This is a genomic window from Kitasatospora sp. NPDC056076, assembly GCF_042266305.1.
Taxonomy (GTDB): Bacteria; Actinomycetota; Actinomycetes; order Streptomycetales; family Streptomycetaceae; genus Kitasatospora.
In genome coordinates this window covers 157,888-173,779 of record NZ_JBHJWG010000003.1, presented here as the reverse complement: position 1 = coordinate 173,779, position 15,892 = coordinate 157,888, and the positions used below count along the sequence as shown (strand labels likewise).

The 15,892-nt window shown below is 72.9% G+C and carries 11 protein-coding genes; 5 read left to right on the top strand and 6 right to left on the bottom strand.

Annotated elements, in window-relative coordinates; genetic code table 11:
• Positions 1 to 28 precede the first annotated feature (28 nt).
• Positions 29 to 2,008, top strand: coding sequence for a putative bifunctional diguanylate cyclase/phosphodiesterase (locus tag ACFC1T_RS04195; RefSeq protein ID WP_375883470.1), 1,980 nt, complete (start codon positions 29 to 31; stop codon positions 2,006 to 2,008).
• Positions 2,009 to 2,046: 38 nt separating this feature from the next.
• On the opposite strand, the gene ACFC1T_RS04190 is transcribed toward ACFC1T_RS04195, so the two are convergent.
• Positions 2,047 to 3,138, bottom strand: a complete 1,092-nt coding sequence (locus ACFC1T_RS04190; protein ID WP_375883281.1) for an LLM class flavin-dependent oxidoreductase — start codon at positions 3,136 to 3,138, stop codon at positions 2,047 to 2,049.
• A gap of 371 nt (positions 3,139 to 3,509) precedes the next feature.
• On the opposite strand from ACFC1T_RS04190, the gene ACFC1T_RS04185 reads away from it, so the two are divergent.
• Positions 3,510 to 4,097, top strand: a complete 588-nt coding sequence (locus ACFC1T_RS04185; protein WP_375883467.1) for a DedA family protein — start codon at positions 3,510 to 3,512, stop codon at positions 4,095 to 4,097.
• Positions 4,098 to 4,500: 403 nt separating this feature from the next.
• Positions 4,501 to 5,781 carry a hypothetical protein gene (locus tag ACFC1T_RS04180; RefSeq protein ID WP_375883278.1) on the top strand — a complete coding sequence of 427 codons (1,281 nt, stop codon included), beginning with the start codon at positions 4,501 to 4,503 and terminating at the stop codon, positions 5,779 to 5,781.
• A gap of 52 nt (positions 5,782 to 5,833) precedes the next feature.
• Here ACFC1T_RS04180 and ACFC1T_RS04175 read toward each other — a convergent pair whose 3' ends face one another.
• Positions 5,834 to 6,739: an alpha/beta fold hydrolase gene (locus ACFC1T_RS04175; protein ID WP_375883276.1), complete on the bottom strand. Its 906-nt coding sequence runs from the start codon at positions 6,737 to 6,739 to the stop codon at positions 5,834 to 5,836.
• A gap of 610 nt (positions 6,740 to 7,349) precedes the next feature.
• Here ACFC1T_RS04175 and ACFC1T_RS04170 point away from each other — a divergent pair.
• Both ACFC1T_RS04170 and ACFC1T_RS04165 read left to right on the top strand, forming a co-directional pair.
• Positions 7,350 to 9,569, top strand: a complete 2,220-nt coding sequence (locus ACFC1T_RS04170) for a glycosyltransferase family 2 protein (protein WP_375883274.1) — start codon at positions 7,350 to 7,352, stop codon at positions 9,567 to 9,569.
• 46 nt (positions 9,570 to 9,615) lie between these two features.
• Complete coding sequence (locus ACFC1T_RS04165; RefSeq protein ID WP_375883272.1) at positions 9,616 to 11,547, top strand: galactose oxidase-like domain-containing protein; 1,932 nt, start codon at positions 9,616 to 9,618, stop codon at positions 11,545 to 11,547.
• A gap of 52 nt (positions 11,548 to 11,599) precedes the next feature.
• Here ACFC1T_RS04165 and ACFC1T_RS04160 read toward each other — a convergent pair whose 3' ends face one another.
• From ACFC1T_RS04160 to ACFC1T_RS04145, 4 genes are all read right to left on the bottom strand, one after another.
• Positions 11,600 to 12,559 (bottom strand): glycoside hydrolase family 6 protein, encoded by a 960-nt coding sequence (locus tag ACFC1T_RS04160; RefSeq protein ID WP_375883269.1) that lies wholly within the window; start codon positions 12,557 to 12,559, stop codon positions 11,600 to 11,602.
• A 295-nt stretch (positions 12,560 to 12,854) separates the two neighbouring features.
• On the bottom strand, positions 12,855 to 13,583 hold the full coding sequence (locus ACFC1T_RS04155) for a uracil-DNA glycosylase (RefSeq protein ID WP_375883267.1): 729 nt from the start codon (positions 13,581 to 13,583) through the stop codon (positions 12,855 to 12,857).
• Positions 13,584 to 13,661: 78 nt separating this feature from the next.
• Entirely contained in the window at positions 13,662 to 14,864 is a 1,203-nt protein-coding gene (locus ACFC1T_RS04150) for a low temperature requirement protein A (protein WP_375883264.1), read from the bottom strand.
• A gap of 82 nt (positions 14,865 to 14,946) precedes the next feature.
• Complete coding sequence (locus ACFC1T_RS04145; protein WP_375883261.1) at positions 14,947 to 15,726, bottom strand: HAD-IIA family hydrolase; 780 nt, start codon at positions 15,724 to 15,726, stop codon at positions 14,947 to 14,949.
• Positions 15,727 to 15,892 lie beyond the last annotated feature (166 nt).

The window sequence follows — 15,892 nt, the reverse complement described above, 5'->3', positions numbered from 1 at the left end:
CGCCGCACCGGTCGGCGCCTACCCGGAGGTGCGGCTCTGCCCCACCTGCTCGGCCCCGTTGGCCGACGGTGCGCACCCGGGCGGACCGGCCGGCACCGACCGGACGGGCGGCGGGACCGACCGACTGCTGGCGGCCCTCCGGGCCAGCGAGTCCCGCTTCCGGGCCGCCTTCTGCGATGCCGTCATCGGCATGGCCCTGATCGACCCCGAGGACCGGATCATCGAGGTCAACCCCGCCTTCGCCGCCCTGATCGGCCGTGGCGTCGGCGAGCTGGCCCGCATCCACCTGCACGAGATCATCGACCCGGAAGGCCTGCCGCACCGGCTCTTCGACGGGCTCGTCCACGGCGAGCGGGAACGGTTCCGCGTGGAGAAGCAGCTCCGGCACCGCGAGGGCCGCACGGTCTGGAGCAAGGTGACGGTCTCGCTGATCCGGGACCCCGCCGGGCAGCCGCTCTACACCCTGGCGCTGGTCGAGGACCTCACCGAGCAGCGCCGGCTCGGGGACCGCCTGGAGTACCAGGCCCTGCACGATCCACTGACCCGGCTGCCCAACCGGACCTCCTTCTTCGAGCGGCTCGACGCCGCCTGCCTGCCGGCCGCCGAGAGGTCCGGCCGAGCCGCGGAAACCGCGGTGGAAGTGCGCCGGGTGGGCGTCTGCTACCTGGACCTCGACGGCTTCGCGGCGATCAACGAGACCCTCGGCCACCACATCGGCGACCAGTTGCTGATCGCCGTCGCCACCCGGCTCCAGCGCGGACTCACCGGCCCCGCCCACGCCGCCCACGCCGCCGAGGCTGCCGACACCGCCGGGCAGGACGCCCACCTGGTGGCCCGGATGGGCGGCGACGAGTTCGCCGTCCTGGTCCCCGACAGCGACGGCAGCGAGCAGCTGACCGCCTTGGCCGGGCGGATCCTGGAGCTGCTGGAACGTCCCTTCGACGTCGCCGGGCACCGGCTGGTGATCACCGCCAGCGTCGGCGTCGTCGAACGGTCGGTGCACGAGACCACCCCGACCGACCTGGTCAAGGACGCCGACGCCACCCTCTACTGGTCCAAGGCCGACGGCCGCGCCCGCTGGACCCTCTACGACCCGGACCGCGGAGCCCACCAGCTGACCCGCCAGCTCCTCGCCACCGCGCTGCGGCCGGCCCTGGAGCGTGGCGAGTTCACCATCGAGTACCAGCCGCTGGTCGGCCTGGCCGACGGCACGGTGCGAGGCGCCGAGGCGCTCGTCCGCTGGCGCCACCCCCGCTACGGGACCCTCTCCCCCGACCGCTTCATCCCGCTCGCCGAGGAGTCCGGCGCCATCGTGCCGCTCGGCAAGTGGGTGCTGGAGGAGTCCTGCCGCCAGGCCCGGCAGTGGCTCACCGAGTTCCCGGACACCGAGACCTTCGTGAGCGTCAACCTGGCGGCCCGCCAGATCTGGGACTCCGACGTCGTCGCCGACGTCGCCCGCGCCCTCGAAAGCACCGGCCTGCCCGCCCGGCTGCTGCAACTGGAGATCACCGAGAGCGCCCTGCTCGGCCCCGGCGGCCGCCCGCTGCAGGCCCTGCAGGCGCTCGCCGACATGGGCGTGCGGATCGCGATCGACGACTTCGGCACCGGCTACTCCAACCTGGCCTACCTGTCCCGGCTGCCGGTGCACGTCCTGAAACTCGACGGAACGTTCATCGAGGGCTTCCGGGACCCGGCCCCGGCCGCGGTCCTGAGCGCAGCGGCGACGACGGCGGGCACGGCGGCGTCGACGGCCGACCGGTCGGCCGTCCCGGAGCTCCGGTCCCGGCGCAGCGACGCGGACGAGCAGATCGTCGGCGCCATGGTGCAGTTGGCCCACACCCTGGGGCTGACCGTCACCGCCGAGGGCATCGAGAGCGCCGCCCAGGCCGAGCGGCTCCGGCTCACCGGCTGCGACACCGCCCAGGGCTGGTACTTCGCCCGGCCGGGCGAGGCCGAACTCGTCGCGGCGATACTCCGTGAGGGCCGCCCCGCCCCGAGCGGCCGCTAGGCGGCGGGGCGGGGCGGGGCCGGAGCGGGGGTCCGCCGTCAGGCCGGTCCCGTCAGGCCGTAGGCCTCGGCGATCAGCCCGTAGGAGCGGAGCCGGGTCTCGTGGCCGTGGATGTGCGAGGTGACCATCAGCTCGTCCACGCCAGTCCGCTTGCGCAGGGCCTCCAGGCCGTCCGCGACCTGGCCCGGGTCGCCCAGCACCACGTTGTCCAGCCAGTTGTCGACGAAGTCCGCCTCGACCGGGCTGTACGGGTACTCCTCGGCCTCCTCCGGGGTGGGGATCGGGCCGGGGTTGCCGCGCCGCAGCCGGAGCATGCCGAGCGCCGCGGAACGGGCGAGGCGGCGGGCGGCGCTCTCGTCCTCGGCGGCGACGGCGCTCACGCCGATCAGCGCGTACGGCTCGTCGAGGACGGCGGACGGGCGGAAGGACGTCCGGTACAGGTCCAGGGCCGGAACGGTGTTGGCGCTGCTGAAGTGGTGGGCGAAGGCGAAGGGGAGGCCGAGGCGGCCCGCCAGCTGGGCGCTGAAACCGGAGGAACCGAGCAGCCACACCGGCGGGCGGCCCTCGCCCTTGGGCACGGCGGTCAGCCGCTCGTAGGGGTGACCGGAGGGGAAGTCCCCGTCGAGGAAGTGGGTCAGCTCGGAGAGCTGGAGCGGGAAGTCGTCCGCGCCCTCGGAGACGCCGCGGCGCAGCGCCCGGGCGGTGGCCTGGTCGGTGCCGGGGGCGCGGCCGAGGCCGAGGTCGATCCGGCCGGGGTGCAGGGCCTCCAGCAGGCCGAACTGTTCGGCGATGGCCAGCGGGGCGTGGTTGGGCAGCATGACACCGCCCGAACCGAGCCGCAGCGTGGTGGTGTTGGCCCCGAGGTGGGCGAGCAGGACGGCCGGGGTGGAGCTGGCCACTCCGGGCATGCCGTGGTGCTCGGCGACCCAGAAGCGGTGGTAGCCCCACTGCTCGGCGCGGCGGGCCAGTTCGGTGGTGGCGGCCAGGGCCTCGCTGGGTGTGTGGCCGACGCCGACGGTGGCCAGGTCGAGGATCGAGAGCGGAGCGGGAGCCGTGCCGCGGGCGGTGCCCCGGATCGCCTCGTCGGCCGCGGGCCCGGTTCCGTGCTCGTGCTGGTCCTCGGTGGTCATGCCGTCCGCCTCCTGGCTGTCGTGGTCCGGCTCTGCTCCGAGCCGGGCGTCATCGGCGACCGCGGGTCCCGGACGGCCCGGCGGTCGCTGCCGACCGGCGTCAACCACGGCCGGGGGCTCGCTGTTCCCGTACCGACCGTCGGATGTCGGCGTGGTCCGAGGGCGGTGCAGGGACGGCCCGGATGAGATTCGAATGAGATTCGAGCACGTCGGGGACCGTTCTCCGGGACGGGATCCGCAGGCCGTGGCCGTCCACTGTGACCTCCGGCGCACCGGGGTGCTTCATGGCATGAAAAGTCGAGGCGCTAGCGTTGGCCCCAGAGCCACCTGCTCCACCAGGGCGGCGTGGAGGGAGTAGGGCCTTGAACTTCGTGGCGGCGATCGGATCCTCGTGGATCTGCGCCCTTGCGCTCTTCGCCGTACTCGGCGACGCGCTGCTCCCCTTCATCCCGAGCGGCACGCTGGTCATCCTGGCCGTGCTCAAGACGGCTCAGATCAACGGCGCCCCGGTGCTGCTCGGCCTGGGCGTGGCGGTCGCCTCCTTCCTGGGGGACGTCCTCCTGCTCCACCTGGCCCGGCGCGGGGCCCCGCTGCTGCAGCGCCGGCTCGCCCGGCGCCCGAAACTGGCGGCCAGCGTGACCAGGGTCCAGCAGTCGCTGCTCGAACGCCCGCATGCCGGGGCGGCCGCGATGGTGGTGGTCGCACGGTTCGTGCCGGCCGGGCGGACCGTCCTGGACCTGGCCATCGGCCACTCCCCCGCCCACCCGCACCGCTTCCTGCACTGGTCGGCGCTGGCGGCACTGGTCTGGGCCGCGTACATCGTGACGCTGGGCTGGCTGAACAGCCACTGGTTCAACACCGCCTGGCTGAGCCTGGCGGTCTCCTGCGCGGCGGCCACCGCCGTCAGCACCGCGATCGCGCGGGTAGTGCGCCGCCACCGGCGGCTGGCCGTGCTCTGAGCCGTCCCCGGAACGACCGGTGGCGTCCGACGAGGTGCGGACGCGCCCGGGCCGGACCTAGCCGGGCCACGGCCGGGCCGCGGGGGCTGCCAGGAGCACAATTGTCCCGTACGGGCGAAGCCCCCGACGAGCGCTGACGAACTCTGACCGGTGTCGGCCGAGCGGCGGTACCGTACTCCCCTGACGGCACGCGATGCGAAGCGTCACAGGACCGCAACAGACGACGAATTCCTGCAGCCCGGCCGGGCGCCCCCGGCGTGTTCACTGTCGTCGGAGCCCGGCGACCTTGGAAGCCGCTGCGGCGACATGACATGCTAACGGCGGAATATTCATCAATTGCCCGATTTGACCGGTGCGGCCCGGACCGCCCTCACCACCGGCCGATCGGCACCCAGGGGAGACCATGACCAGCATCTCGCGCAGGACGGTGCTCAGTGCGACCGCCGCGACCGCGGCCCTCGGCGCGGTCTCGGCCTGTTCCAGCGGCGGATCCGGTTCGGGGCAGAACTCCAGCTCACCCTCCTCCGGCGGCAACGCCGACGCCGGCCAGAGCGGCACCACCGACCCGACCCAGGCGGTGGTGCCCAAGGGCGCCCCGATCGGCGACGGGTCCAACGCGGACACCGGTCCGCAGCCGAACCAGCCCAAGCCCGAGAAGCTCAAGCCGGGCGAGCGCCCGCCGCAGTTCGTGGTCTTCTCCTGGGACGGCGCGGGCGGCACCGACGACGGCCAGTTCCCCCGCTTCCTCAAGCTGGCGGAGCAGTACAAGGCCACCATGACCTTCTTCCTCTCCGGCATCTACGCCCTGCCCAAGGGCAAGTCGCAGCTGTACCACCCGCCGAAGCACGCGGTCGGCGCCTCCGACATCCCGTACCTGTCGGACGGCGCGGTCAAGAGCACCCTCAAGCTGATCAGCCAGGCCTGGCTCGCCGGCCACGAGATAGGCACCCACTTCAACGGGCACTTCTGCTCCAGCCGCCCGGACAAGAACGGGGTCAACATGTGGACCCCGGACGACTGGCAGAGCGAGATCGACCAGGCGGTCTCCTTCGTCACCCAGTGGCGGACCAACACCGGCTTCACCGACGTCGACCCGCTGCCCTTCGACTACAAGAAGGAGCTCATCGGCGGCCGCACCCCGTGCCTGGAGGGCCAGAAGGCGCTGCTGCCGACCATCGCGAAGCTGGGCTGGAAGTACGACGCGAGCTCCTCCGGCGGGCTGCAGATATGGCCGCAGAAGGTGCAGGACGGCAAGATCTGGGACTTCCCGCTCCAGTCCATACCCTTCCCCGGACACACCTTCCAGGTCCTGTCGATGGACTACAACATCCTGGCCAACCAGTCCAGCGGCAGCACCAAGGGCGACCCGTCCAAGTACAACGACTGGCGCACCCAGGCGACCAACTCCTACCTGGCCGGGTTCGACCGCGCCTACAACAGCAACCGCGCGCCGTTCTTCGTCGGCAACCACTTCGAGCAGTGGAACGGCGGCATCTACATGGACGCCGTCGAGGAGGCCCTCAAGTCGATCGCGGGCAAGCCCGACGTCCGCCTGGTCTCCTTCAAGCAGCTGGTCGAATGGCTGGAGGTGCAGGACCAGTCGACCCTGCGCAAGCTGCGCACCCTCAACGTCGGCCAGGCGCCGTCCGGCGGCTGGGAGAGCTTCCTCGGCGCAGCGGGCTGACGGGCCGGGCTTGGGGCGGGCCGGACCCGGGCGGCAGGACGTCCCTCCGGGCCTAGCCGGCCGCGGGGACGTCCGCGAGCAGCTTGCGGGCGATGAGCCCGGCCCCGGCCCCGCCCCAGAGGATCGAGTAGTGGTTGGTGTCCGGCACGGGCGAGGCCGGCACCCGTTCCCGGTCCAGCCCGGACAGTCCGATCCGCTGCCGGTCGTAGAGGCCCTGCGGCTCGTCGAGCAGGCCGCGTTCCGCCCAGAGCAGTTCGGCCGGGCAGGGCAGCCGGTGCACGGCCCCGGCCGCCTCACCGTCCAGCAGGACCTGGGCGCCGTCGGTCTGTACGGCCTCCAGGACGCAGGAGGAGCGCAGTTCGGGCTCGGCGCCGACCAGGTCGCGCTGGGTGTAGGCGTCGACGCCGTCGGACCAGCCGCCGCCGAAGGCCGGGTGGCGCTGCCAGAACTCCCGGTAGGCGGCGCGGTCCGGGAAGGTCATCGACAGCCGGGCCAACGCGGGGCCGAGCACCCCAGCCAGGGCGTCCTCCTCGCGGACGCCCTCGGGGAGCGGGAAGCTCAGCGCACCGTCCACCAGCAGGACCCGGCGGACGAGTCCGGGGTGCCGGACGGCGGCCAGGGCGGTGACCCAGGCGCCCATCGAGTGGCCGACCACCGTGACGGGTCCGGCACCGAGGCCGGTGATCAGCGCGGCCACGTCGTCGGCGTGCCGGGCCAGCCCGTACGGTCCGGCGACCGACCGGCTGGCGCCGCGCCCCCGCAGGTCGGGCGCGAGCAGGGTGACCCGCCCGGCGAGCCGGCGGGCGACCTCGTACCAGGCGAGGCCGTTGGCGGTGATCCCGTGCACCGCCACGACCGTCGGGGCCCCCGGCCGGTCGGCGGGCCACCGCAGGACGGCCAGGTCCCCGCCGGGTACGGGGACGGTCGACTCCTCGGGCTGCAAGGGGAACTGGCTCACGCGGGAGTACCTCCGGTGGGGCGGGCCGGGCGCCCGCAGGGTGGATGTCGGAACCGTAGGTGTGCGGTGGGACCGGCGACATGTGGCCGGGCGACGCAGCGACGCACCCCGCTGTGGCTCCGGTCGACATACCGCGGGCCCGCCGCCGTCCCCCGGTGGCCCGGCCCGGCCTCCGCACCCGGGCGGACCGCACCTGGGGCGACAACTCCCCTCGGCGGTCCGGCCGTTCGCATACCCGCTGTGGCACCGTCCACTCACCGTCGTGCCGAATTCCCCCGCATTAGCACCATCGCGAGCCACCGTGGCCGGGAATCGTGGCATCTTGACGCCTGAGCAGCGATCGTCGTGTGGAACTGTTGCGATCGGCGTTACGCTCCAGGAGAGTTGAGCAAGCCAAGGATCCCGTAACGCCCGGTGGGGAAGCTGGACGGTGCGCCGGGATCCCGCATTCGAAGCCGTCGTGCCGGCCCGCAACCGATCCGGTCGCACACACTCCACGTATCGGGTTCCCGGTACGGGATTCCCGGTATCGCGTTCTGCCCGGGCGGCTCCGGGGCGAGGCGAGCGCCGCCGAGCACAGCAAGCCGCAGAACTCCGGGGGGAGCACGTCATGACCGACCCGTCCACGCGACGGAGGGGCGCCGGAACGGCCCGCGAGGACCGATCGGGCCGAAGCCGCCGCCGGGGCGCGGGGCAGCTCGACGAGGCCGCGCTGCGCACCGAGCCGGTGCCCGAAGCGCCGTACGACTACGGCCATTTCAGCCGTCTGGCGGGCCCGGCCGTCGATCCGGACGAGGACCGGGAGCTCGGTGGCGGCGTGTACCGGCCGGAGCCGGACGGTGCGCGGGCGTCCGCAGCCGCGCAGCCGGGTACGGACGAGGGCGCGCGGCCGAACACCCCGTACCGGGTCCAGTACCGGAGCCTGCTGCGGCACGATCCGCACCGGTTACGGGCCGCCCTGCTGCTGGTGGCGGCCCCGCTGGTGGAGGTGGTCCTGCTGGTCTGGCTGCTGCTGCCGGAGCACTGGCCGGAACGCCCGGACGAGACCGATGTCCTGGTGCTGCTCGGGGACAAGGTGATGATCGGCATCATCGCGGTGGTCGAGCTGTTCCGGCTGGTCAACGTGGTGTCCAACACCCACGCCACCCTGGTGGCCCGGGACCCCATACCGGTGACGCCGGAGTCCGGCACCCGGGTCGCGTTCCTCACCACCTGCGTGCCCGGCAAGGAGCCGCCGGAGATGGTGCGGGCCACGCTGGTGGCGGCGCGCGACGTCCGGCACGAAGGACCGTACGACGTCTGGCTGTTGGACGAGGGAAACGATCCTGCAATGCGCGCCCTCTGCGCCGAGCTGGGCGTCCACCACTTCACCCGTTCCGGCCGGCCGCACTGGAACCGGCCGAAGGGGCGGTTCCGCGCCCGGTCGAAGCACGGCAACTACAACGCCTGGCTCCAGGCCCACGGCGACGACTACGACTTCTGGGTGTCCGTCGACACCGACCACGTGCCGCTGCCCGACTTCTGCGAGCGCATGCTCGGCTACTTCCGCGATCCGGACGTGGCATTCGTGGTCGGACCTCAGGTGTACGGGAACTACCGCAGCTCGGGTTCGGCCGTCACCAAATTCTCCGAGAGCCAGCAGTTCCTCTTCCACGCACTCATCCAGCGCGCCGGAAACCGTTACGGCGCACCGATGTTCGTCGGCACCAACAACGCCGTCCGAATCCACGCGCTCCGGTCGATCGGCGGGTTGTACGACTCCGTCACGGAGGACATGGCGACCGGTCTGGAGTTCCACCGCAACCGGAACCCGGAGACCGGGGAGAACTGGAAGTCCGTGTACACCCCGGACGTCCTCGCCGTCGGCGAGGGCCCGTCCTCCTGGACCGACTTCTTCTCCCAGCAACTGCGCTGGAGCCGCGGCACCTACGAGACCCTGCTCACCCAGTACTGGCGGGTGCTCTGGCGGCTGTCGCCCGGCCGACTGCTCAACTACACGCTGATGGTGGGCTTCTACCCGATGGCGGCGCTCACCTGGCTGCTCGGCGGGGTGTCCAGCGTGCTCTACCTGGGCTTCGGCGCCTCCGGCGTGCACGTCTCCTCGGAGCTCTGGATGATGCTCTACAGCGACGCCGCCGCGCTCCAGCTCCTGCTCTACACCTGGAACCGCAAGCACAACGTGAGCCCGCACGAGCCGGCCGGCTCCTCCGGGGTCGCGGGCATGGTGATGTCGGCGCTCTGCGGCCCGGTGTACGCGGCCTCGCTGCTCCAGACGCTGGTGCGCCGCCGCAGCGGCTTCGTGGTGACGCCCAAGGGCCGGGAGGCCAGCGCCGACCGGCTCGGCACCTTCCGCTACCACCTGTTCTGGGCGGTGGTGTTCGGCGGCGCCGTCGCCGCGTCCTTCCACACCGGCTACGACCACGTGGCGATGCGCACCTGGGCCTGCATCGCCCTGGGGCTGACCGTACTGCCGCTGCTGATCTCGGCGGGCGACGCCGTCCGCCGGCTGCGCACCCGTCCCACCGCCACCCTGACCGTGACCGGCGACCCGACGGCGGCCCCCAAGGTCCTGCTGGAGAAGCGCCGCCCGCGCCACGCCCTCGGCCGCACCGGACCGGCGGCAGCAGCAGCAGGGGCAGGGGCAGCGGCACCGGCGCCACCCCGGCCCGACGCGCTCGACAGCCCGACCCTCACCCTCCGAGCGCCCGCGCCCGACGCCCCGACGGTCACGCTCCGCCTCGTCCGGCCCGACGACCCGGCGCCCGACCACGTCGAGAACGCCGACCACGTCGAGAGCCCCGAGAGCGCCGAGAGCACACCCACCCGCTGAGCCGCCCCGCCCCCGTCCCGCCCGCCTCCTGAGGGGACCACCCACCGTGAAGATCCACAAGACCGGCCGCACCAAGCGCTTCGCCCTCGGCAGCACCGTCGCGCTGACCGTCGCCGGGATGAACGCCCCGGCCGTCCTCGGCTTCGCCGGCGACCAGTACCACCAGTACGTGATCAACCGCCCCGAGTACAAGGCGCAGTACGGCCACTGGCAGACCCTGTCGCTGCCCGCCGCGTTCCGGGTCAACGCCGTCCACGCCACCCTGCTGCGCACCGGCAAGGTGCTGATCGTGGCCGGTTCCGGCAACGACGAGAAGCAGTTCAACGCGGGCACCTTCAAGAGCCTGCTCTGGGATCCGGCGAAGAACAGCTACAAGCTGATACCCACCCCCGCCGACATGTTCTGCGGCGGCCACGCCTCCCTCCCGGACGGCCGGGTGCTGGTGGCCGGCGGCACCCAGCGGTACGAGAAGCTGGACGGCGCGGTGAAGAAGGCGGCCGGCGTGATGCGGGTGCGCAACGAGAGCCCGGAGCGCGACCGCACCTTCCCCAAGGGCACCGTGTTCGTCGCCCCGAACGGCCGGGAGTACGCCAGCACCGTCCAGGTGACCGTCCCCGCCGCGACCAAGACCGGCGCCGGGAAGCAGACCGTCGTCACGGCCGGCGAGCAGCACGTGTTCGTCGAGGCGGTCGGCGAGGGCCGGGACTACGTGAGCGACTCCCCCGCCCAGTACCGGATCAAGGGGCTGACCGGCGTCGACGCCCACAACCTGTACGGGCAGAGCGAGAAGCTGACCCTGGACAAGCAGGACTACCAGGGCATCCGCTCCGCCTTCGAGTTCAACCCGGACACCGAGCTCTACGAGCAGGTCACCGACATGGCGCACGCCCGCTGGTACCCGACCCTGACCGGGCTGGGCGACGGCCGGGTGGTCACCGTCTCCGGCCTGGACGACACCGGGCTGATCCTCAACGGCAACGACAACGAGGTCTACGACCCCAAGTCCAGGACCTGGGCCAAGGCCCCCGACCGCTACTTCCCGACCTACCCGTCGATCTTCCTGACCGCGAGCGGCAAGCTCTTCTACTCCGGTTCCAACGCGGGCTACGGCCCCGCCGACAAGGGCCGCGAGCCGGGCCTCTGGGACCTCTCGACCAACGGCTTCCGGCCCGTCCCCGGCCTGCGCGACCCGAACCTGACCGAGACCTCCGCCTCGGTGCTGCTGCCGCCCGCGCAGGCCCAGAAGGTCATGGTGCTGGGCGGCGGCGGGGTGGGAGAGTCCCCGCTGTCCACGGCCCGCACGGACATCGTCGACCTGTCCGCGCCCGAGCCCGCCTTCGTCCCGGGCCCGGACCTGCCGGCCGGCGGGACCCGCTACCTCAACAGCGTGGTCCTCCCGGACGACACCGTGTTCACCACCGGCGGCTCCAGCGGCTACCGCGGCCGGGGCGACAGCGACCTGCTCAAGGCCCAGGTGTACCACCCGGACTCCCGGACGTTCAGCACCGCCGCCGAGCCCACCGTCGGCCGCGACTACCACTCCGAGGCGCTGCTGCTGCCGGACGGCCGGGTCGCCGTCCTGGGCTCCAACCCGCTGTTCGCCGACAAGGCCGAGACCCAGCCCGGCGGCTTCGAGCAGCGCATCGAGATCTACACCCCGCCGTACCTGTACCACGGCGACCGCCCCGAGGTGACGGCCGCGCCCGCGGCGGCGAAGCTCGGCGGCACCGTCCGGATCGGCACCGCCCGGCCGGACGCGGTGACCACCGCCAAGCTGATCCGGCCCAGTTCGGTGACCCACGTGACCGACGTCGAGCAGCGCTCGGTCGCGCTGGACATCACCGGGCGCACCGCCGACGGGCTCTCGCTCACCCTCCCGGGCAACCCGAACCTGCTGCCGCCCGGCTGGTACATGCTGTTCCTGACGGACGCGGCCGGCACCCCGTCGGTCGCCCGCTGGGTCCAGGTCGGCGGCTGAGCGGACAGCCCGCGCCGGGCACCGCCGGACCGGGCCGGGCGCGCGGCTCCGCTCAGCGCGCCGCCTGCGCCAGCCCGAGCGCGTACGGCAGCCAGAACTCGCCCGCCCGGGGCTCGCCGCGGCCGCACTCGCCGTCCGACTCCCCCGGGTTCTTGATCCACAGGTAGGCGTCGACCCCGGGCCGCCCGGTCTCGGTGGTCGGCGCCTCGCCGAGGGCCCGGCCGGGCGGGTTGCACCAGGACTCGGCGCCCGCCGAGCCGTTGCCGCTGCGGCTGGTGTCGATGACGAAGTGCTTGCCGCCGAGGGCGGCGGAGAGCCGGTTGCCGTAGTCCGCGTTCCGGTCGGTCGGGTAGAAGTTGGCGACGTTGACGGCGAAGCCGTCCGCTGCCGCGATGCCGGACTTGCGCAGCGCCGCGGCCATCTCGTCCGGGTCCTGGGCCCAGCCCGGGTTGCCCGCGTCCAGGTAGACCCGGACGTTCGGACGCTTCTTCAACTCCTGCACGGCGAAGGCCAGCAGGCCGTACCGCTCGGCGGCCAGGTCGCCCTTGATCCCGCAGGTGTCCAGGGTGTGGGCGACGGCGTCCGGCTCCAGCACCACCCAGGCCTTGCGGTCGCCGAGGGCCCCGGCGACGCCGGTGATCCAGGAACGGTACGCGGCCGCGTCGGCGGCGCCGCCGGCCGAGTACTGGCCGCAGTCCCGATGCGGGATGTCGTACGCGACGAAGACGGCCGTCCGGCCCGCCTCGGTGGCCCGGCGGCTCACCTGGTCGGCGATCTCCCGGGCGCTCTGTTCACCGAGCCACTGGGAGGAGGGCTGGGCCGCGATCCGCAGCAGGGTGTCGGCCTCGGCCGCACGGCCCTGGCCGCGCAGCGCCGCGACCTGCTGGGCGGCGTTGGTGCGGTCGGAGACGTAGAAGGCCTGCCCGGGAAGCTGGTTGAGGCCCGTGGCGCCGGCCGCCGGAGTCCCGGCGGAGCCTCCGGGGGCCCCGGGCGCTCCGGATGCCCCGGACACCGCGGAGGCTCCGGGTCCGTTCACCCCGCCCCCGCTACCGCACCCGGCGACCGTCAGCAGCGCCAGACCCGCCGTCAGCCCGACCCACCGCATCGTTCCTGCCCGTCCCACCCCGCGCACGTACCGCCCCTCCGAGCCGACTCCCACCCCCGTCGAACCGGTCCGGCGACCGGTCGCCACCAGCTAAGCACACCCGGCCCCGGCCGACGGCCGCCACCGGTGAACGACAAGTGGCCGTGGGCGGACGGGAATCCGAACCCCGCCCGGCCACGGCCACCTACGGCACGATCGTGCGTCAGCCCTGCTTGAGGTCCGGCACCCGCCAGTCGATCGGCTCGCCGCCGAAGCCGTCCAGCGCCGAGTCGATCTGCGAGAACGGGCGGCTGCCGAAGAACAGCTTGGCGGACAGCGGCGACGGGTGCGCGCCCTGGACCACCACGTGCTTCTCGGTGTCGATCAGCGGCAGCTTCTTCTTGGCGTAGTTGCCCCACAGCACGAAGACCACCGGCTCCTCGCGCTCGCTCACCGCCTTGATCACCGCGTCGGTGAACTTCTCCCAGCCCTTCGCCTTGTGCGAGTTGGCCTCGTGGGCGCGGACCGTGAGCACCGCGTTGAGCAGCAGCACGCCCTGCTCGGCCCAGTGCATCAGGTAGCCGTTGTCGGGGGCCGGGATGCCGAGGTCGGCGTCCAGCTCCTTGAAGATGTTGCGCAGCGAGGGCGGCGTCTTCGTCCCGGGCAGCACCGAGAAGCTCATGCCGTGGGCCTGGCCGTTGTCGTGGTACGGGTCCTGGCCGAGGACCAGCACCCGGACCTTCTCGTACGGAGTGGCCTGCAGCGCGGCGAACTCCTGGCCGCTCGGCGGGAACACCTCGTGCTCCGCGCGCTGGGCCGCCACGAAGGCCGCCAGCTCCGCGAAGTACGGCTTCTCCGTCTCGGCACCGAGCACCGCGCGCCAGGACTCGGGCAGCTCCAGCCCGCCGCCCTCGCCGGCCTCGACCACGCCCGCCTCGACCGTGTCCGTCACGACATCTACCTCCCACACCGCGGCTGCTGCGCCGCCCGCCCTCTTACACCCCGAACGCTACACAGCCCCACCGACAACTCACTCCACGGGCGCCGGGGCGGACACCGTCGCAGCGGCCGAATCCGACGGAGAGGCCGAGGCCGCCCGCCCCACCCGCACGTGCTCCACCCCGTTGAGCGCCACCAGCAGCACGGCCAGCACCACCAGCACCACCAGGGCCGGCAGCCGCACCATCGCGGGCAGCAGCCCCAGCACCACCACCGCCGCGACGATCCGGGTGGTCGAGACCAGCCGGAACATCATCCAGCGGGTGTACCCGAAGGTCAGCAGGTACAGCCCGCAGCCGCCGTAGAGCAGCCCCACCGGTCCGGCGCCGAGCGCCCGCCACGGGTCCGCGACCGTCTCCGCGAAGCCGACCGCGACCCCGATCACCCCGGCCGCCAGGGCCAGGTGCCCGTACTGGAAGACCCGCCGGATCACGTCCCGCCGGGAGTCGGCGACCTCCACGGCGTGCCGCATCGCGTCCGCCGCGAACACGAAGTACTGCCACCACAGCCCGGCCGAGATGGTGAACGCGGCTGCCACGGCGGCCAGTTCGGCAGCGTCCAGCCGGGCTGCGGCGGCCGAGCCGCCGATCCCGACCACCGATTCGCCGAGCGCCACCAGCAGGAACAGCGCGAACCGCTCCGGCATGTGCGACGGGTGGTAGGCCACCTTGGCGAGCCGCCGCCGGAACACCAGCGGTGCGGCCAGGTCGCAGAGCGCGGCCGCCGCCCACAGCACCAGCCGCGGCCCGTCCGGCAGCAGCCCGCCGGCCAGCAGCAGCGGTCCGCTGACCAGCACGCCCGCCCCGTACGGACCGCGCCACACCCCCGGGACGCGCACCAGCAGGAGCAGCAGCACCACCCGGGCCAGCCAGTACGCGGCGCCCAGCAGCACGCCCCGGCCGCCGTACGCGCCCGGGACGGCGAGCGCCATGAACAGGCCGGCCAGTCCGACCAGCAGGATGCCCAGGCGGTCGCGCGGGTTGTCCACGTCGCGGATGTTGGCCTGCACGGTGGTGCCGACCCAGCACCAGTACACCGGCACGAACACCACCAGGGCCCGGACCAGACCGGTCAGGTCGTGCTGGTGGTGCAGTAGTCCGGAGACCTGGGTGATCGCGAAGACGAAGACCAGGTCGAAGTACAGCTCCGCCCAGGTGACCCGCTTCTCCGGCTCCTCCCCGGCCTCGAACTCCCCGGCCGTGCCCCCGGCCGTCGTTTCCCCCGCCGTGCTCATCCGCCCGGTCCTCCCCACGCGTACGGAACGAGCCCCGCCCCGGCGCTCGGCCGGGGCGGGGCTCGCGACTGCACCGCAGAGGTTAGACCAGCTCGACCAGGTCCGCGATCGACGTGACCACCCGGGTCGGCCGGTACGGGAAGCGCTCCACGTCGCTGGCGGAGGTCAGGCCGGTGAGCACCAGGATGGTCTCCATGCCGGCCTCCATGCCCGCGACGATGTCGGTGTCCATCCGGTCGCCGATCATCACGGCGGTCTCCGAGTGGGCGCCGGCGGTGTTGAGCGCCTCGCGCATCATCAGCGGGTTGGGCTTGCCGACGAAGTACGGGTCCACGCCGGTGGCCTTGGTGATCAGGGCCGCGACCGAGCCGGTGGCCGGCAGCACGCCCTCGGTGGAGGGGCCGGTCTCGTCCGGGTTGGTGCAGATGAACCGGGCGCCCGCGTTGATCAGGCGGATCGCCTTGGTCAGCGCCTCGAAGGAGTAGGTCCGGGTCTCGCCGAGCACGACGTAGTCCGGGTTGTTGTCGGTCAGCACGTACCCGGCCTGGTAGAGCGCCGTGGTGAGGCCGGCCTCGCCGATCACGTACGCGGTGCCGTTCGGGCGCTGGCTCTTGAGGAACTTGGCGGTGGCCAGGGCCGAGGTCCAGATGCACTCCTCCGGCACCTCCAGGCCCATCCCGGCCAGCCGGGCGCTCAGGTCGCGCGGGGTGTAGATGGAGTTGTTGGTGAGGACGAGGAAGGGCTTGCCGGACTCCCGCAGCCGGCGGAGGAACTCCTCCGCCCCGGGGATCGGCGTGCCCTCGTGGATGAGGACACCGTCCATGTCGGTCAGCCAGGACTCGATGGGCTTGCGGTCTGCCACGTGCGTGTCTCCCGGAATGTTGCAAGTCTTGCGGTGGGGCCCTGACGCGCCACAGCCTAATCCGCACGGATGGCCGGGGACAGAACGTCCCGTCCAACGGGACGCGACGGCCGACGGACGGGCAGCGGGAGCAGCAGGGAGCAGCGGGGAACCGGGAAACCGGGAA